Consider the following 17,750-nt stretch of genomic DNA (forward strand, 5'->3'; position numbering starts at 1 on the left):
GCTACCTTGTTGAGTCCGTTCCGTGCATCATATCTGATACTACGTGTTACCCTGTAATTCTCCAATTGTTCAATACACAGGATTGTCTTAATGGCTGCAGCGACCGATAACGCAATTCACCCGGCCTTCGAGAAACTTCGCAGTCACCGGATCAACACGCTGAACCTTGAGGTTGAGGAATATCGCCATAAGAAAACCGGCGCCCGCCACCTTCACCTGGCGGCGGACAACGACGAGAACGTCTTCTTCGTGGCGCTGCGCACCTTCCCGATGGATTCCACCGGGGTGGCTCATATTCTTGAGCACACGGCGCTGTGTGGTAGCGAACGTTATCCGGTCCGCGATCCTTTTTTCATGATGATCCGGCGTTCGTTGAACACCTTTATGAACGCCTTCACCAGCAGCGACTGGACCGCCTATCCGTTTGCCAGCATGAACCGCAAGGACTTTGACAACCTGCTGTCGGTGTACCTGGATTCGGTGTTTTTCTCAAAGCTGGACCCGCTGGATTTTGCCCAGGAAGGCCATCGTCTGGAATTCGATAAACCGGACGACCCGAGCAGCGACCTGGTATACCGCGGCGTGGTCTACAACGAGATGAAAGGAGCCATGAGTGCGCCTACCTCCCAGTTGTGGCAGAACCTGAGCAGCCACCTGTTCCCGACCACTACCTACCACTACAACAGTGGTGGTGAGCCGGATCATATTGTTGATCTGACCTACGACGACCTGGTGAAGTTCTATAAGCATCATTACCACCCGAGCAACGCCATTTTTGCCACCTACGGCAACATTCCAGCCCGGGAGCACCATGAGAAGTTCGAGGAGCTGGCGCTAAAGCGGTTTGATCGTCTGGATATCGAACTGCCGGTCCGCGACGAGAAGCGTATGTTTGCGCCCCTGCGGGTGGAGCAGGGCTATGCGGTCAATGACGGTGAAGGCACAGAGAAAAAAACCCACATTGTGATGGGTTGGTTGCTGGGCCACAGCTTTGACCTGCAGGAGAACCTGGAAGGCCAGTTATTGTCTGCCGTATTGCTGGAAAACAGTGCCTCGCCGCTGATGCGGGCTCTGGAAACCACCGATATTGGCCATGCTCCGTCGCCCATGTGTGGCCTGGAAGATTCCAACCGGGAAATGACCTTTGTGTGCGGCATTGAAGGCAGCGAGCCAGATAGTCGGGCAGAGCTGGAAGCACTGGTTGAATCCACTCTGCAGAGCGTGGTGGATCAGGGCGTGAGTCAGGACCGGCTGGAAGCCATTCTGCACCAGCTTGAACTGCATCAGCGGGAAATAGCAGGGGACAGCTTCCCCTATGGCCTGCAGCTGATCATGAGCGCGATTGCGCCGATGGTGCACGGTGGTGATCCGGTGGAGTTGCTGGATCTGGAACCTGTACTGGCCAGCCTGCGAGAGAAAATCAAAGATCCGGAATATGTGCCCGGCCTGATTCGCCGCAAGCTGCTGGACAACCCACACCGTGTGACCCTCACCTTGCGCCCGGATGAGAAGCTGGAGAGCCATCACCAGCAGGCCATTCGTGAGGCCCTGGCGCGCCGCAAAGCCAGCCTGACGGAAGAGGAAGTGAAGGCGATTGTGGAGCGTGCTCAGGCCCTGGAACAACGCCAGCTGCGTAAAGATGACGATTCCATTCTGCCAAAGGTCAGCCTGGACGATGTACCTTTGCAGATGCCCGAGCCAGAGGGCAGCTACGATGCCGACATCGGAGCAACCGTGTATTCCCGGGGCACCAATGGCCTGGTGTACCAGCAGGTTGTATTGCCGGTACCGGCGTTGTCAGAGCAGGAATTGTTACTGTTGCCTTACTACACCACCCTGGTTTCCGAAGTGGGTTGTGGTGAACTGGATTACCTGCAGATGCAAGACAGGATTTCCGCGGAATCCGGCGGTATTGGTGCCTCATTCAGCGCCAAGGGGCGTATTGATGATGTGCAGGACGTGTCTGGCTACCTGATTTTCAGCGGCAAGGCCCTGGCCCGCAACGGCAAGGCCCTTACCCAGTTGCTGAAGGATGTATACACCGGCGTCCGGTTTGATGAGAAAGAGCGTATCCGAGAGATTATTGCGCAGGTGCGGGCGCGCCGTGAGCAGGCCGTGACTGGCAGTGGCCACGCCCTGGCCATGGGCGCTGCGGCTCAAGGGTTGAGTGCCGGCTCCTGGCTGACCTTCCGTTTGGGTGGCCTGGCGGGTATCCGTGGGACCAAAGAGCTGGATAAATCCCTGAAGGATGACCAAGCCCTGGCTGAATTCTGTGCCAGCCTGGCGGCGCTGCACGACAAAATCCGCAACCAGCAACGGCAGTTCCTGCTGATTGGCGAAGATGGTCAGTTGGCGCCCATGCTGGATGATCTCAAATCCTGCTGGCAGGGTGATTCCGGTCGGGCGGGCGATGCCTGGGCCATGGCACCGGTTAATTACAGCACCCGTGAGGCCTGGTTGACGTCAACCCGGGTGAATTTCTGTGCCAAGGCCTACAGCACCGTTGCGGTGGATCATCCGGATGCTGCCGCGCTGACGGTTCTGGGCGGTTTCCTGCGCAATGGCTTCCTGCATCGTGCTATCCGGGAAAAGGGCGGTGCCTATGGCGGCGGTGCCGGCCAGGACAGTGTCAATGGCGTATTCCGTTTCTTCTCGTACCGAGACCCGAGGCTGGCGGAAACCCTCGACGACTTCGACGGTGCCCTGAACTGGCTGCGCACGGAAAACCACGATGCCCAGTCCCTTGAAGAGGCCATCCTCGGTGTTATCGGCCAGTTGGACCGGCCGAGGTCACCCGCCGGTGCCGCTCGCCACGCGTTCCATAACAAGCTGTTTGGCCGCACGCCGGAGCAGCGGGCCCGGTTCCGGGAGCGAGTGCTCGCGGTGACGCTGGACGAGCTGCAACGGGTGGCCGATACCTGGCTGGTGCCGGAAAAGGCCAGTGTGGCGGTCGTCACCAACCCTGATAATCGCGGCGTGGCCGAGGGCCTGGGCATGGCGATTCAGGAACTCTGAGGTAGAGTCGCAATAACTGCCTCTCAGAGAATTGAAAAGGGCCCGGAAATCTGATTTCCGGGCCCTTTTCGTTTAAGCCTTTTGGCGGGTATCACCGGTGTCGCTTCAGGCCGGTGGTGACCATGATACGGGTGGATATTTCCTCAACCGAATAGGCCGTCGTGTTCAGGTAGGGAATGCGTTCCCGCTTGTACATCAGTTCAATTTCCTCGATTTCGTGCATGCACTGCTGAATCGAGGAGTAGCGGGAGTTCGGTCGCCGTTCATTGCGGATGGTTGCCAGTCGTTCCGGTTCAATCGTCAGCCCGAAGATCTTCTCTTTGTGGGGGCGCAGAGCCGCAGGCAGTTTCTGATCCTCCAGATCTTCCTCAGTAATGGGGTAATTTGCCGCCTTGATGCCGTATTGAAGCGCAAGGTAGAGGCACGTCGGTGTCTTGCCACTTCGGGAGGCGCCCACCAGGATCAGGTCTGCTTCACTGTAGTGTCTTGTGCGGGCGCCGTCGTCGTTATCCAGTGCAAAGTTCACCGCGTTGATCCGGCGCTCGTAACTGCCTTCGTTATTGATGGCGTGGGATTTGCCCACGGTGTAAGACGACGATGAGTTAAGTTCCTGCTCCAGCGGACTCAGGAAGGTGCCAAAAATGTCGATCATGAAGCCGTCGGCGGTACTGATGATTTCACGGATACTGCTGTTAACGATGGTATCGAGAACCAGGGGCGCGGCACCGTCTACCTCCGCAGCCTTGTTGATGCGTTTGACCAGGTCATGAGCCTTTTCTTCATCATCAATATAGGGCACGGTTATACGTTCAAAATCGATTTTCTCGAACTGGGCAAGCAGGGCATGGCCGAGTGCTTCTGCCGTCAGGCCTGTGCCGTCCGAAATAAAAAAAGCGGTTCTTTTCATGGCTGTATCCGGTTTGGTTTTGGCTGATTGCCGGGAGTTGTTCCGCAGCTCCCTAGGTAATTTCCGCAGGTTACAGTATCATACACGCCAGATTCGAGACTCCGCGCTACACAGACTCAAGGGAGACGTGCTTTGGAAGATTACATCATCTGGTTTGACCACCTGGGAATGTCCGATGTTGACCGGGTTGGAGGCAAGAACGCTTCCCTCGGTGAAATGATCAGTAATCTCGCCAATGCAGGCGTTACCGTTCCCGGTGGTTTCGCCACCACTGCCTATGCCTATCGCGAGTTTCTGGCCACCGATGGCCTGAAAGACAAAATCGACCAGGCTCTTGATGCCCTTGATGTAAACGATGTTAACGAGCTCGCTCGTGTCGGTGCCCAGATTCGCCAATGGGTGGTTGATACTCCGTTCCCCGATAGCCTGGATAATGCCCTGAAAGAGGCCTTTGCGAAACTCCAGAATGGTAACGAAGACATGGCTGTGGCGGTTCGCTCGTCTGCCACGGCAGAAGACTTGCCGGATGCCTCCTTTGCCGGCCAACAGGAAACCTTCCTCAATGTGTCTGGCCTTCAGCAGGTTCGTACCTCGGTCAAAGAGGTGTTTGCCTCCCTGTTTAATGACCGGGCGATTTCCTACCGTGTTCACCATGGCTTTGATCATAAGCTGGTGGCGCTGTCGGCGGGTATCCAGAAGATGGTTCGCAGTGAAACCGCATCCAGTGGTGTGATGTTTACCCTGGATACCGAATCCGGCTTCCGCGATGTGGTGTTCATCACGTCGTCCTACGGCCTGGGCGAGACGGTCGTGCAGGGCGCGGTTAACCCGGATGAGTTTTACGTGCACAAGCCTACGCTCGAGGCCGGCCGTCCGGCGGTACTGCGCCGGAACCTGGGCAGCAAGGCCATCAAGATGGTTTACCATTCCGAGCCGGGCGAAGGCCAGTTCGTGGAAACCGTCAAGGTAGAGCAGGAAGACCGTAACCGCTTCTCCATTACCGATGCGGAAGTGGAAGAGCTGGCCAAGCAGGCCATGATTATCGAACAGCACTACCAGCGCCCGATGGATATTGAGTGGGCCAAAGACGGTGACGACGGCAAGATCTACATTGTTCAGGCCCGCCCTGAAACCGTGAAGAGCCGCGCCTCAGCCAACGTGATGGAGCGCTACCTGCTGAAAGAGACCGGTAAGGTGCTGGTGGAAGGCCGCAGTATCGGCCACAAGATCGGCAGTGGTCCGGTCAAGATTATCACCAGCATTAACGAGATGGACCGTGTTCAACCCGGTGATGTGCTGGTCACCGACATGACCGACCCGGATTGGGAGCCGGTGATGAAGCGCGCTTCCGCCATCGTCACCGACCGTGGTGGCCGTACCTGCCACGCGGCGATCATCGCCCGTGAGCTGGGTATTCCTGCAGTTGTGGGGTGCGGCGATGCTACTGAATTGCTGAAGGATGGCCAGGACGTCACCGTATCCTGCGCCGAAGGCGACACCGGCATGATCTACGAAGGTGCCCTGGACTTCGAGCTGCGTGAAAACACCGTGGATTCCATGCCCAACATTCCGTTCAAGATCATGATGAATGTGGGCAACCCGGACCGGGCCTTTGACTTCCAGGCGCTGCCCAACGAAGGTGTTGGCCTGGCTCGCCTTGAGTTCATCATCAACCGCATGATTGGTGTGCATCCAAAGGCGTTGCTGAACTACGACGGCCTGCCCCGTGATATCAAGCAAACGGTCGACAAACGTATTGCCGGCTACGCATCCCCGGTGGATTTCTACGTCGACAAGCTGGTTGAAGGTATTTCGACTCTGGCCGCAGCATTTGCGCCGAAGAAAGTGATTGTGCGGTTGTCTGATTTCAAATCCAACGAGTACGCCAACCTGATTGGTGGCACCCTGTATGAGCCGGACGAAGAAAACCCGATGCTGGGCTTCCGTGGCGCATCGCGTTATATCTCCGAAACTTTCCGCGACTGTTTCGAGCTGGAGTGCCGGGCGCTCAAGAAAGTCCGTAACGACATGGGCCTGACCAACGTTGAGGTAATGGTACCGTTCGTGCGCACCGTGGGCGAGGCCGAACAGGTGGTTAATCTGCTGGCGGAGAATGGCCTCAAGCGTGGCGACAATGGCCTGCGGGTTATCATGATGTGTGAGCTGCCGGCCAACGCGATTCTGGCTGAACAGTTCCTGGAGCACTTTGACGGTTTCTCAATCGGCTCCAACGATTTGACGCAGCTGACTCTGGGCCTCGACCGGGATTCCGGTATCATTGCGCATCTGTTTGACGAGCGGAATGATGCCGTCAAAGCCCTGTTGTCCAACGCTATCCAGGCCTGTAAAAAGGCTGGGAAGTACATCGGCATCTGCGGTCAGGGCCCGTCTGATCATCCGGACCTGGCCAAGTGGCTGATGGACGAGGGTATCGATACGGTATCCCTGAACCCGGATTCCGTGCTGGATACCTGGTTCTTCCTGGCTGACGAGAAGATTGACTGAGCGCGAATATTTCGGAAAAGCTAACATTTCGGAAAAGGAGAGTAGCAGGTGAGCAAGATCATTACGCCGGATCTGTGCGACGAGTTTCCGGAAGTACAGGTGGTTGAGCCTGGCTTCAACAATTACGGTGGTGTGCGCCAGTTTGGCGGCGAAATCGTTACCGTGAAGTGCTTTGAAGACAACTCCGTGGTCAAGGAGCAGGTGGGCCTGCCGGGCAACGGTCGGGTAATGGTGGTAGACGGTGGTGCGTCCAAGCGCAATGCGTTGCTGGGCGACATGCTGGCCGAGAAAGCCGCAGAGAATGGCTGGGCCGGTCTGGTAATTTACGGCTGCATCCGGGATGTGGACGAAATTGGCCAGACCCACCTGGGTGTTCAGGCGCTGGGTACGGTTCCCCGGAAGACTGAAAAGCGTGGTATTGGTGACCTGAACATTCCGGTTACCTTCCACGGCGTGACCTTCCATCCGGGGCACTACGTGTATGCCGATAACAATGGCATCATCGTATCCGAGAAACCCCTGGTTTGACCCGGGGTTGCCCTGTAGTAATACAAAGCGGCGGCCTTCTGGCCGCCGTTTTTTATTGGGTAACTTCTGTGATGTTGACGCCGATCAGATAACCTTCGCCCTCTGGCTCGCAACGAATGACCTCACACACGGTCTCCAGCGGGGGTAGCTGGTTATCTGCGCCTTCCAGGCGGGTTCTGAGTTCACTGCCCACGGCGACAGCCTCGTCAATGAACAGCTGCATGCCCGCGGCGCTCAGGTCCCGGCAGATGCCGGTGAATGTATCGCCCCTGGCATTGGTGATTTCAATGCGGCTGTTTACCTGCATCCGGTGAAAGTCACGTTTTTCCGAGTAATCTTTCATGGCATTTAGGCCCAGTTGTCGGTTTTTCTTGTTGGTTTGAGCATCGGAATGAGCAGGGCCAGCAGAACACCGCCAAGCACCAGGCCGGCGCCTAGCAGCATGAAATCGGAATCCTTGCTGGCTTCAAGCCGTTCATTCTCTGCCGTCAGTACTTCCAGATCGTTACGCAGTTTCTGATTCTCTTCGCGCAGCTCCCGGTTGCGTCGCTCCAGGTTGATGGAGTCCGCCGCGATATTCTTGATGCGGGTGAGTTCTTCCTGAAGTTCACCAGCGCGGTTGGAAAGGCTGCTTTCGGCGTTCTGCAGGTTGTCACGTTCTTCCGTAACCTCTGACAACTGCTCGCGGACATTCGTGAGCTCTGAGCGCGCCTGCTCCAGTTGCTGGGTGGCGCGTCGTAACCGGTCAGCGGCAATCGGCTGGTTGCTGAGATACTGGCTTGAAACCCAGCCTTCAGTGCCTTTGGGCGTTCTCACCTTGGTGTAACCATCGCCGACTTCCAACACCTCCAGCGGTGTGCCGCTGGGAACCGCGTTTTCAATAATCCGGAACTGGGAACCGGCTCCGGATCGAACGGGCAGGTAGAGCTTGTCGTCAACCCATACGGTACGGGCTTGAGCGACGGAAACCGAAGCGATGATAAGCAAAAGGCTGAGAAGAAGACGGAGCGATGTCACGGGTTACGTTCCCTGGTATGGTCTATTGACGGTCATTCAAACACGCAATTCTGTCACACAGTGACGGGTATTCAAGCAATCGCGGGTTACAATCCGCTCATGCAGTGCTGTTGTCTGGTTACGCTGTCACCAGCTCAGGGCAGCACAACCTTGTAGGGCTTGACGGACACGGATTGATACACCCCTGCTTCAATGTACGGGTCGGCATCCGCCCACGCCTGAGCCTGTTCCAGTGATTCAAACTCGGCGATGACCAGGCTGCCGCTGAACCCGGCTTCGCCCGGGTCCGGGGAGTCGATGGCCGGGTGGGGGCCGGCTACCAGCAAACGCCCCTCGGCTTTCAGTGCTTCCAGCCTTGCAACATGAGCCGGGCGGGCGGTCATCCGAAGGGCCAGGCTGTTGGGGACATCTTCGCTGATAATGGCGTAATACATGGGTGCTCCGGTACAAATCTCGGTTTGGTTAGGGCCGGATAGCCAACACTGGTACACTGGCGGCTATCGCCCAGTTCAGGACTGTTTGTGACTATACCTCAAGACCCGAAACCGTGCATTGATCTGCATTGCCATAGCACCGCATCCGATGGCGCGTTAACGCCGGAAGACCTGGTTGCCCGGGCGTCAGAGCAGGGTGTAAGCCATCTTGCACTGACCGACCATGACACCATTGCTGGTCTCGCTCAGGCCCGCGCCCGGGGGCAGGAACTGGGGCTGTCACTGATTAGCGGTGTTGAGCTGTCTTGTGTCTGGCGCAGCCACACCATTCATGTGGTCGGCCTGGACTTCGATGAAGCGGATCCGGCGTTTCTGAAAGCACTGGCGCGGCAGAATGACAACCGATGGCAGCGGGCGCGGTCGATTGCCGATAAGCTGGCTCGTCTGAAGGTTGACGGGTTGTTGGAGAAAGCGACAGCCCTGGCCGGGGGTGATGTACCCGGGCGACCACATTTTGCCCAGGTTCTGGTGGAAGCAGAGGTGGTGCCAAAGACGGCCCATGCGTTCAAACGCCACCTTGGCTCAGGTAAGCCCGGTGATGTGAAGGCCTGCTGGCCCGAATTATCTGAAGTGGTGCAATGGATCACGGATGCTGGCGGCATCGCTGTGCTTGCGCATCCCCGAAAATACCGGCTGACGGCAACCCGCCTGCGTGAACTGACAGCGGATTTTCGCCGGGCTGGTGGTCGGGCCATTGAGGTATCGGTATCCGGGCAGTCCAGTGGCGATCTCGGTTTTGTAGCAGAGCTGGCAAGGCGGGAGCAGTTGCTGGCTTCTCAGGGCAGCGATTTTCATTTTCCCGGCGCGCCCTGGTGCGAGCTGGGCCGTATCATGAAAATGCCAGAGGGGCTGGAGCCCGTCTGGCATCATTTCAGGCAACCGGTGAACGCTTAGTCCGGTGCGTGGAACAGCAGGTAGAGGTCCGTCAGTGAATCCGGAATGGCTTCCGCCATGCGGCCTGATAACTTCTCATCGTTACGCACGTTCTGGAAGTCCTCGTCCTCGAACAGGCCAGACAGGGTAAGCATCGGCACCATCAGGTCTGCGACGTCTTCCTCGCTGGCGGCATCGAGCCAGGCCTCTTCATTTTCCAGGAAGGTATCAACAAACCCGGCGCACCAGTTTTCCAGTGCGTTCATGGGGTCGCCGTCTTCCGGTTCCGGCAGTTCCAGCGGCTGGCCCATGTCCAGGGCGTGGGCCATATCAGAAGCCAACACCTTCACACAGTGCGCGAAGACCTCCGGTACCTTGCCGTTTGGCAGGGTGTCTGCGCCGGTGGCGAGGCGGAAGAGATCTTCCGCCTCCAGGCTGACCGGGCCGATAACGCTGGCACACACCACGCCGTGGAATCCGAAGAAATCCAGGGCTTCATCTCCCCAGGGCTCAGCGAACAGTATGTCTTCCAGCGCCTCGATATCCGAATTGGTCAGCATATTCAGTTACTCCCGGCCTTCTTGGCTTCGGCGGCCGCACGCTGGCGCTTACGGACCTCACGTGGGTCATTGTATGCACGGCCCGGAGTGACCGGAACGTCTGGCATTTCGTCCTGTGCGGGGGCGTTCTGCGCATCGTCGGCTTTTACTTCTGCCTTGGGCTCTGCGTCAGTCTTAGCCTCAGCTTCCGGTTCTGCCTTGTCAGCCTTGGCCTTGGGCTCGGGGCTCTCTGGCTGGGCTTTTGGCTCTTCGCTCCTGGGCTTCTCGGTGGTTTCAGTCTGTTCCGACTTTTCAGCCTTCAGAGCATCCGCCGTTTCGCTATTTTCTGCCTTGCTTTCGGTCTTTGAAGCTTCTGTCGCTTCAGCAGGCTTGCTCTCGGACTTCGGCGTTGCTTCCGGCTTGTCAGTTGCCTCTGTTGCTTTTGCTTCGCTGTCGGTCTTGGTGGCCGGCGCTTCAGCATTGGCGCTATCTGCAGCCTTGTCTGCGGCTTTCGGTTTGCGCTGACGGTTTGCCGGGCGAGCCTTGCGGGGTTCCCTGGGCTCCTTGTCCTTCTCGGCGTTACCGGATTCAGGCGCGTCAGCCGGCTTCGCGGCGTCAGCCTTGGCGTCGGTTGTTTCGCTCGCCTTCTGGCCGTCAACCTGGTTGCCTTGCTCTGCCGGCTGGGCAGGTTGTTCGGCTTTCTCTTCCGGCACCTTGTCGGCTTTCGGCTGTTCCTGCTTGTCAGCCTTGGGTGTCTCCACCGTGGCCTTGTCTTCGGCGGCAGCGCTCTTCGGTGCTTCAACCTTCTTGGGCTGTTCAACCGGTTGCTGGGCTGGCTGTTGCTTCGCCTCTTCCTTACCGGTCTCTACGCCTTTCTCGGGCTGAGTGTCCTTCTGGTGCCTTTCGCTCCGTTCTGCCTTGCGAGCGGCCGGTGTGCTGGCCGGAGACTCGGCAGGTGAGCCGTCGCGATTACGCTGGCGGCGCGGCTTACGACGCTTGTCGTCGCCACCTTGCTTGTTCTCGGCCTGGGCTTTTTGGCCATCCTGCGGCTCGCGGTTGTCTTTCTGGTCTTTTGCGTCGCGCTGAGGACGATTGCGGTTCTGGTTGCGACCCTGTGAATCCTTGCGGTTATCCCGACGGTTCTCACCGCCCTTGTTATCGGTACCACGGTTATCGCCACCCTTGTCCTGCGGCCCTGAGCGATTCTGGGCGGCACGGGACTGGTCTTCGTTGCGGTTGCCGCGATTACGGTTGCGGTTGTCATCGGCGCGGTTTGGCTGGCCACCCTGTCGGCGGTCGTTGCCGGTGCGATTGCCACCCTGGCGCTGGTCGTCACGGGCTACCCTTGATTTACGACGGTCCTGGCGGCCCTGATTGCGACGGTCTCCGGCGCGGTCACGGTTGCCGGCGGCTTGTTTGGTGTCGGTTTGCTCCTGCTCGCCGCGGAAGAAACAGGCGATTTTCTTGCCGAGCTTGCGGAACAGGCCTTCCTCCGGCTCCGCTGGTTCAGCGGCGGCCTGGGGGGCTGTCGGGGCAGGGGCTGTGGGGCGGATGGCCTTCACGGCAGCCTGCTCACGAACCGGCTTTTCGGTGGTCGTTACTTCGGCGCTTTCTTCTTCCCGCTCGTTGTATTCCTGGGCAACCTGATGGCTGGCAATGTGCTCAGGGGTTGCTTCATCCTGACGCAGGCGGATGATCTCGAAGTGCGGTGTTTCCATATTTGGCACCGGGGCAACCACCACGGAAACGCCCTGGCGTGCCTCGATGTCGGCCAACTGCTTGCGTTTTTCGTTCAGCAGGAAGGTAGCCACGGACACCGGCACGATGGCGCGGACTTCGGCGGTCTTTTCCTTGGACGATTCTTCGTAGATCAGTCGCATGATGCTCAGGGCCAGGGATTCAATACCCCGGATGGTGCCCTGGCCTTCACAGCGAGGGCACACTTCGCTGCGTGTTTCACCCAAAGATGGGCGCAGGCGTTGACGGGACATTTCCAGCAGGCCGAAACGGGAAATCTTGCCGACCTGAACGCGGGCCCGGTCGATTTCCAGGGCTTCACGCATTTTCTGCTCGACTTCGCGCTGGTGCTTGGCCGGGGTCATGTCGATGAAATCGATAACGATCAACCCGCCCATGTCTCGCAGGCGCAGCTGGCGGGCGATTTCTTCTGCCGCTTCCAGGTTGGTCTGCAGGGCAGTCTCCTCAATGTCGTGGCCTTTGGTGGCGCGGGAGGAGTTGATATCAATGGAGACCAGTGCTTCGGTGGGGTCGATCACAATGGAGCCGCCAGAGGGCAACTTCACTTCCCGCTGGAACGCGGTTTCGATCTGGCCTTCGATCTGATACCGGCTGAACAGGGGAATCTCATCCTTGTAAAGCTTGATCTTGTTCTCGAAGGTGGGCATTACGGCGCGTACAAAACTGAGTACGTCTTCGTAAACGCCGTCAGCGTCGATCAGGACTTCGCCGATGTCCTGGCGGAGGTAGTCACGAACCGCCCGGATGATAACGTTGCTTTCCTGGTGAATCAGGAAGGGCGCCTTGCGCTCCCCGGCGGCCTGGGTGATGGCTTCCCAGAACTGCACCAGGTAATCAAGATCCCACTGGAGCTCTTCGGTGGTGCGGCCAATACCGGCAGTACGCACGATGATTCCCATGGACTTGGGAACCTGTACGCCGTTCATGGCGTCTTTCAGCTGCGCCCGGTCATCGCCTTCAATGCGACGGGAAATGCCACCGGCGCGGGGGTTGTTGGGCATCAGCACCAGGTAGCGACCGGCCAGAGAGATAAAGGTGGTCAGGGCTGCGCCCTTGTTGCCACGCTCTTCTTTATCAACCTGCACGATGACTTCCTGTCCTTCAGACAGAACATCCTTGATGTTGATTTTGCCTTCGATCTGGCCGGGAGACTTCTTGAAGTACTCTTTGGAGATTTCTTTCAGCGGGAGGAAGCCGTGGCGCTCTGCGCCAAAGTCGACGAACGCCGCTTCAAGGCTGGGTTCTACGCGGGTGATACGACCTTTGTAAATGTTGGCTTTTTTCTGTTCACGGGTGCTGGATTCGATATCCAGGTCAAAAAGCCGTTGGCCGTCTACCAGAGCTACGCGCAACTCTTCAGGGTGAGTTGCATTGATCAGCATTCTTTTCATGGAAAGAAAGGGTTCCTGTCGTTTGTTAGTGACAGAAAACCGGGAGCGTTCGCATCAGCGAAGCGGGATGTGCGTGCCGCGGGCCCGTTACAGCAGGGCGGCCGGCGGCCAGACGGATCAAACCCTTATGGGTTGCGATCCTGTAAGTCTGAGACCACCGCCGACAATCCGCCTGCCTGACAGCAGGGAGAGGTCGAATAGGGTGAATGTCTGTTGACGCATAATATCCGTTTTCAGGTTCACACAAACTCCTGGGTCTCACGTCGTATTGGTTTGCTGGACGGCCCGGGTTTGCATGGTAGTGATTCTTCGCGATGTCGCCCGACGGTTTTCCGGTCGGTTTTTCCTCTCCCGGAGCAGGTCGCAGCCTCTCTGGGTCTGCCCTGTGGTCCGGGAGTTTGTTTCACGCCGGGCCCGGTAATGATTGGGCTTCGGCGTTCAATCTCTTAATCAGTGTCGGTATACTGCTGCCGCTCCGGCTTCTGACCAGAGTTCGTCAGGCCGTAGACAAACGGCAGAGCACGCCGGAATATAACAGTAAAGCGGTGTTCGTTCAATCCCGCGTTTATCACCCAGGAAAAGGTATCCCATGTCGCGCAAGCCAGCAGCCCGTCGTCAGCCGCCGAAACGCGGCAATCCGTCCCATGGGGGATCGGGCCGGGCAGGGCCGGTGTCCTCTGATGGGCGTCGCGGAGAGTTGCTGGCAGGCCAGGTGCAGACGGGTGTCCAGTGGGTGACGGTGGACGAGGATATGGCCGGCCAGCGCGTAGACAACTTTCTCCTCGCCCGCCTGCGGGGTGTGCCCAAAAGCATTGTGTATCGAATCGTTCGCAAGGGTGAGGTGCGGGTTAACAAAGGTCGAGTAAGGCCGGATTCCCGCCTTCAGGCTGGCGACGTGGTGCGCATTCCGCCGATTGTCCAGAAGAGCAAGCCGGAGTCGCCTACGCCCGGTGATCGGGTGCAATCGGTTATGGAAGCGGCCGTGGTCTTTGAAAATGACGATATGCTGGTGGTGAACAAGCCCTCGGGTATTGCCGTTCATGGTGGCAGTGGTCTGAGTTTTGGTTTGATCGAAGTGCTCAGGTCGGCCCGGCCGCAGGCAAAGTTCCTGGAGTTGGTGCATCGGCTGGACCGGGATACGTCCGGTTTGGTGATGGTGGCTAAAAAACGCTCGGCGTTGCGTTTTCTTCAGGATGAACTGCGGCACAAGCGCATTCGTAAGCATTATCACGCCCTGGTGGCGGGCACCTGGCCAGCGGCCATTGGTCGGGTTGATGAGCCACTCCTGCGCTATGAGATGCCGAATGGCGAGCGGCGGGTGAAAGTAAGTCCCGAAGGCAAGGAATCGCTGACGCTGTTTCGCTGTTTGCAGCAGTACCAGGGGTACAGTCTGGTGCAGGCGTCGCCGGTAACCGGTCGCACGCACCAGATTCGCGTTCACAGTGCCTCGGCTGGTCACCCGATAGCCGGCGATGACAAATATATGGACGACGCCAGTCTCAAGGCATTTCGGGCCATCGGTGGGCAGCGGCTGATGCTTCATGCCAGGGCCCTTGAGTTCACATTGCCGGGATCTGATGAGGCAATGAGTCTCGAAGCGCCGTATGATGAGCCATTCGCCAAGGTGCTCAAAGAGCTTGAGCAGCGTAGCAAGGGTAGTTATTGATGGATGTAAAGGTTGTTATTTTTGACTGGGACGGAACGCTCATTGATTCCGTGGACCATATCGCCGACAGCTTGCACCAGGCTGCGACTGAGCTGGGGTATCCGGAGCTGGAGCGCGAGGCCTATCGGGATATTATTGGGCTGGGCATGATCGAGGCTCTGGAACGTCTTTACCCGGGGTTGAGCCGCGAGGAAATGATGCGGATTCGGGAGGGTTATGCAGGTTACTTTTTCCAGAAAGTGACCACGCCCCAGAACGTATTCGAGGGTATGGCGGACATGCTGGCGGACTTGCGTGGCTCTGGCCGGAGCTGTTCGGTGGCCACCGGCAAGAGCCGACGGGGGCTGGAAGTGGCACTCACCTCCAGCGGGCTGGGCACCCATTTCGACATTACCCGGTGTGCTGACGAAACCAAATCCAAGCCTGACCCGCTGATGCTTGAGGAAATTCTGGATTTCTACGGTTACCGGCCGGAGCAGGCGGTGATGATCGGTGACACCCGCTACGACCTGGATATGGCTCGCCGTATTGGTATGCCGGCGATCGGGGTTGAGTGGGGCGTGCATAAGCGTGACGTGCTGGAACAGTATGATCCCCACGCAGTAGTGAGTTCTGTTGACGAGCTTCGGCGTACGCTGGGGCTATGATCGTTTGTGGTTAAGGAATAGCGGATGAGTGACTGGGAATCGGATAAGGAGCCGGGCTGGGGTGACAAGCCTGCAGAGCCTGAGCAGAGTGCGCCGGCGCGAAAGCGAGGTTTGTTTGGCAGTAAAGAGCCGGCGTTGCCGCCGGAATCGGGGCGCGACTGGCGACTGATCGAGAAGCTGGTGATGTCACTGCAGGCCGAGCAGCGCCGAAGCCGTCGCTGGGGGATCTTTTTCAAGATTTTGACTTTTGGTTACCTGTTCGCGCTGCTGTTCTTTATACGTTCGCCTCTTGGTGACAGTGTTGATTCCGTTGCCGGTCACCACACCGCGTTGGTGGAGGTCAGGGGCACTATCGCCGCAGATGAGCTGGCGAGCGCCGATAACCTGGTGACATCGCTGCGCAATGCCTTTGAGGCTGAGCGCTCAAAGGCGGTGGTGTTAAGGATCAATAGTCCCGGCGGCAGCCCGGTGCAGGCAGGCTACGTCTACGATGAAATCAAGCGCCTGCGGGAAGAGTATCCGGATAAAAAGGTATATGCCGTCATTTCGGACATCGGAGCCTCGGGAGCCTATTACATCGCGGCGGCGGCTGATGAAATCTACGCCAACCGTGCCAGTCTGGTGGGATCGATCGGCGTAATTGCCGGCGGATTCGGGTTCAGTGAAATGCTGGACAAAATCGGTGTGGATCGCCGCCTCTATACCGCCGGCGAGAGCAAAGCTTTCCTTGACCCGTTCTCGCCAGAGCGCGATGAGGATGTTGCGTTCTGGCAGAGCGTGCTGGAAAACACTCACCAGCAGTTCATTAGTGCCGTAAAAGAGGGCAGGGGTGATCGCCTGGCAGACGACGAGCGGTTGTTCAGTGGTCTGGTGTGGAGTGGCGAGCAGGCTGTTGAACTGGGGCTGGTGGACGGGCTGGGCAGTACCTCCTGGGTGGCCCGTCAGTTGGTGGGTGAGGAGAACTTGGTGGACTACAGTCGCCGTCGCTCGCCCTTCCGTGAGCTTGTGGACCAGTTGGGCGTCTCGGTCGGCGAGGGTGTCGCTACCCGTATGTTGGAATCGCGCCTCGAATTGCGTTAATCGTCTGCTACACCCCGGATGATGGTTCGGGGTGTAGCAGCGGGTTGTTACCGAGCCGGATCAGAATCTCGTTCAGGGCAATCAGTGGCAATCCAATCAGGCTGTTGGGATCTCGCCCTTCCAATCCCTTGAACAGGGTTATGCCCAATCCCTCCATCTTGAAGCTGCCGGCGCAGTCATAGGGTTGCTCTCTGCGCAGGTAATTGCTGATTTCCTCCCTGGTAAGGTCGCGGAAATGTGCAATAAAGGTTTCGCAGCAGTGTTCGAGAGCGCCTGTCCGGGTGTCGAGCACCGCCAGGCCGGTGAGGAAGTGCACGCTTTTCCCGCTGCTCTGGCTGAGTTGTTCAAACGCCTGCTCATAGCTGCCTGGTTTGCTTAACAGTGTGCCGTTCGGCAGGGCGGCGACCTGGTCCGAGCCGATGATGAGTTTTCCGGGGTGCTCCGGTGCAAGCGCCTGGGCTTTCTGGGTGGCCAGTCGAACCGCCAGAGCATCCGGTAGTTCGCCTTGTAGCGGCGATTCGTCGATATTTGGGCTGGCTGTCTCAAAGGGCAGGCCCAGCTGTTCGAGCAGGCGTTTGCGGTAAGGGGATGATGACGCTAGCAAAAGGCCGGATGAGGTCATGGTTGCCTTGTAGAGGTGGTGGGTGGATGGATCTGGTCAGGTTTGCCGGTCCATATCGTAAAATACCCCTACACGGAGCGGAACCCCCGGCAGAAAGTGGATTAAGTCTTTGACAGAGGCGGGTCGCGCCCCTAAAATTGCGCGCCTATGTCTAAAGCGCCGATCGCCGAACTGCCGAAATCCGTTGACCCTATCCGGTTGGCTGAGCAGAACAGAACACTTGAGGGGGTAGTTCCACTCAAGGGTCTCGCTCGTTTTCGAGAAGCAGTTCCTGGCTTGCAGGATGGCAGTGAATGCCATGTTAAGCTGTCCTTTTATCAGGATAGTGAGCGCCGAAGGGTTGTGTCGGGCGAGCTGTCTGCGCCGGTCACACTGGAGTGCCAGCGTTGCATGACGGATATGCATACGACACTGGAATCCCGTTTTGATCTCGGGTTGGTCATCAACGATGAGCAGGCCCAACGATTGCCGAAAGCACTGGAACCCTTTCTGTTCGAGGACTTCAGCGCAGACTTGTGGGCCATGGTGGAAGACGAGCTATTGCTGGTATTACCACCCTTTCCTCTTCATGAGAGGGACGAATGCCCGGCAAAGGAAGACCTGGAGGCACTGGAGCCATCAAAGGCTGCCAGTGAGCCAGAGGTAAAGAAAAGAGAAGACAACCCGTTCAGTGTGCTGGCGGGTCTCAAGACGACAAAGCATTAACGT

Annotated in this window: 15 protein-coding genes; 8 read left to right on the forward strand and 7 right to left on the reverse strand. The window is 58.0% G+C overall.

Translation table 11 applies throughout. The features are described 5' to 3' along the window. Positions 1 to 90 precede the first annotated feature (90 nt). Positions 91 to 3,015 (forward strand): insulinase family protein, encoded by a 2,925-nt coding sequence (locus FIV08_RS07500; protein ID WP_152437893.1) that lies wholly within the window; start codon positions 91 to 93, stop codon positions 3,013 to 3,015. A 91-nt stretch (positions 3,016 to 3,106) separates the two neighbouring features. Here FIV08_RS07500 and FIV08_RS07505 read toward each other — a convergent pair whose 3' ends face one another. Beyond that, the gene (locus FIV08_RS07505) at positions 3,107 to 3,922 is read right to left on the reverse strand and encodes a pyruvate, water dikinase regulatory protein (RefSeq protein ID WP_058090402.1); all 816 of its coding nucleotides are present in this window, start codon (positions 3,920 to 3,922) and stop codon (positions 3,107 to 3,109) included. Positions 3,923 to 4,054: 132 nt separating this feature from the next. Here FIV08_RS07505 and ppsA point away from each other — a divergent pair, with 132 nt between their 5' ends. Together ppsA and rraA are read left to right on the forward strand one after the other, a co-directional pair. Further along, the gene (ppsA, locus tag FIV08_RS07510; protein ID WP_152437894.1) at positions 4,055 to 6,427 is read left to right on the forward strand and encodes a phosphoenolpyruvate synthase; all 2,373 of its coding nucleotides are present in this window, start codon (positions 4,055 to 4,057) and stop codon (positions 6,425 to 6,427) included. Positions 6,428 to 6,475: 48 nt separating this feature from the next. Continuing rightward, the gene (gene rraA / locus FIV08_RS07515; protein WP_061331895.1) at positions 6,476 to 6,955 is read left to right on the forward strand and encodes a ribonuclease E activity regulator RraA; all 480 of its coding nucleotides are present in this window, start codon (positions 6,476 to 6,478) and stop codon (positions 6,953 to 6,955) included. A gap of 52 nt (positions 6,956 to 7,007) precedes the next feature. Here rraA and FIV08_RS07520 read toward each other — a convergent pair whose 3' ends face one another. The 3 genes from FIV08_RS07520 to FIV08_RS07530 form a co-directional block, all read right to left on the reverse strand. Beyond that, positions 7,008 to 7,298, reverse strand: coding sequence for a PilZ domain-containing protein (locus FIV08_RS07520; protein WP_061331896.1), 291 nt, complete (start codon positions 7,296 to 7,298; stop codon positions 7,008 to 7,010). A 5-nt stretch (positions 7,299 to 7,303) separates the two neighbouring features. After that, positions 7,304 to 7,972 carry a TIGR04211 family SH3 domain-containing protein gene (locus FIV08_RS07525; RefSeq protein WP_152437895.1) on the reverse strand — a complete coding sequence of 223 codons (669 nt, stop codon included), beginning with the start codon at positions 7,970 to 7,972 and terminating at the stop codon, positions 7,304 to 7,306. A gap of 134 nt (positions 7,973 to 8,106) precedes the next feature. Then, entirely contained in the window at positions 8,107 to 8,406 is a 300-nt protein-coding gene (locus FIV08_RS07530) for a YciI family protein (protein WP_152437896.1), read from the reverse strand. Positions 8,407 to 8,493: 87 nt separating this feature from the next. Here FIV08_RS07530 and FIV08_RS07535 point away from each other — a divergent pair, with 87 nt between their 5' ends. Further along, entirely contained in the window at positions 8,494 to 9,360 is an 867-nt protein-coding gene (locus FIV08_RS07535) for a PHP domain-containing protein (RefSeq protein ID WP_152437897.1), read from the forward strand. On the opposite strand, the gene FIV08_RS07540 is transcribed toward FIV08_RS07535, so the two are convergent. After that, positions 9,357 to 9,899 (reverse strand): YecA family protein, encoded by a 543-nt coding sequence (locus tag FIV08_RS07540; RefSeq protein WP_061331899.1) that lies wholly within the window; start codon positions 9,897 to 9,899, stop codon positions 9,357 to 9,359. The two genes, FIV08_RS07535 and FIV08_RS07540, sit on opposite strands and share 4 nt — an antisense overlap. 2 nt (positions 9,900 to 9,901) lie before the next feature. Further along, a complete protein-coding gene (gene rne / locus FIV08_RS07545) occupies positions 9,902 to 13,027 on the reverse strand; it encodes a ribonuclease E (protein WP_152437898.1) in 3,126 nt (1,041 codons plus the stop codon). A gap of 589 nt (positions 13,028 to 13,616) precedes the next feature. On the opposite strand from rne, the gene rluC reads away from it, so the two are divergent. Genes rluC through FIV08_RS07560 form a run of 3 tightly spaced genes read left to right on the forward strand, consistent with a single transcriptional unit; the run spans position 13,617 to position 16,420 of the window. Next, a complete protein-coding gene (rluC, locus tag FIV08_RS07550; protein WP_152437899.1) occupies positions 13,617 to 14,693 on the forward strand; it encodes a 23S rRNA pseudouridine(955/2504/2580) synthase RluC in 1,077 nt (358 codons plus the stop codon). Beyond that, a complete protein-coding gene (locus tag FIV08_RS07555; RefSeq protein WP_061331902.1) occupies positions 14,693 to 15,340 on the forward strand; it encodes an HAD family hydrolase in 648 nt (215 codons plus the stop codon). The genes rluC and FIV08_RS07555 overlap by 1 nt, the downstream gene beginning before the upstream one ends. A gap of 24 nt (positions 15,341 to 15,364) precedes the next feature. Continuing rightward, entirely contained in the window at positions 15,365 to 16,420 is a 1,056-nt protein-coding gene (locus FIV08_RS07560) for a S49 family peptidase (protein ID WP_061331903.1), read from the forward strand. Positions 16,421 to 16,427: 7 nt separating this feature from the next. Here the strand turns inward: FIV08_RS07560 and FIV08_RS07565 are convergent, their stop codons facing one another. Continuing rightward, entirely contained in the window at positions 16,428 to 17,042 is a 615-nt protein-coding gene (locus FIV08_RS07565; protein ID WP_152437900.1) for a Maf family protein, read from the reverse strand. 147 nt (positions 17,043 to 17,189) lie between these two features. Here FIV08_RS07565 and FIV08_RS07570 point away from each other — a divergent pair, with 147 nt between their 5' ends. Continuing rightward, on the forward strand, positions 17,190 to 17,747 hold the full coding sequence (locus FIV08_RS07570) for a YceD family protein (protein ID WP_072677582.1): 558 nt from the start codon (positions 17,190 to 17,192) through the stop codon (positions 17,745 to 17,747). Positions 17,748 to 17,750: the final 3 nt, after the last annotated feature.

The sequence above is a fragment of the Marinobacter sp. THAF197a genome, from assembly GCF_009363275.1.
Taxonomy (GTDB): domain Bacteria; phylum Pseudomonadota; class Gammaproteobacteria; order Pseudomonadales; family Oleiphilaceae; genus Marinobacter.

Coding starts and splice junctions, on each gene's coding strand:
- FIV08_RS07500 (WP_152437893.1), top strand. CDS start 91: ATGGCTGCAGCGACCGATAACGCAATTCACCCGGCCTTCGAGAAACTT.
- rne (WP_152437898.1), bottom strand. CDS start 13,027: ATGAAAAGAATGCTGATCAATGCAACTCACCCTGAAGAGTTGCGCGTA.
- FIV08_RS07565 (WP_152437900.1), bottom strand. CDS start 17,042: ATGACCTCATCCGGCCTTTTGCTAGCGTCATCATCCCCTTACCGCAAA.
- FIV08_RS07520 (WP_061331896.1), bottom strand. CDS start 7,298: ATGAAAGATTACTCGGAAAAACGTGACTTTCACCGGATGCAGGTAAAC.
- FIV08_RS07540 (WP_061331899.1), bottom strand. CDS start 9,899: ATGCTGACCAATTCGGATATCGAGGCGCTGGAAGACATACTGTTCGCT.
- FIV08_RS07555 (WP_061331902.1), top strand. CDS start 14,693: ATGGATGTAAAGGTTGTTATTTTTGACTGGGACGGAACGCTCATTGAT.
- FIV08_RS07560 (WP_061331903.1), top strand. CDS start 15,365: ATGAGTGACTGGGAATCGGATAAGGAGCCGGGCTGGGGTGACAAGCCT.
- FIV08_RS07505 (WP_058090402.1), bottom strand. CDS start 3,922: ATGAAAAGAACCGCTTTTTTTATTTCGGACGGCACAGGCCTGACGGCA.
- rluC (WP_152437899.1), top strand. CDS start 13,617: ATGTCGCGCAAGCCAGCAGCCCGTCGTCAGCCGCCGAAACGCGGCAAT.
- FIV08_RS07530 (WP_152437896.1), bottom strand. CDS start 8,406: ATGTATTACGCCATTATCAGCGAAGATGTCCCCAACAGCCTGGCCCTT.
- FIV08_RS07570 (WP_072677582.1), top strand. CDS start 17,190: ATGTCTAAAGCGCCGATCGCCGAACTGCCGAAATCCGTTGACCCTATC.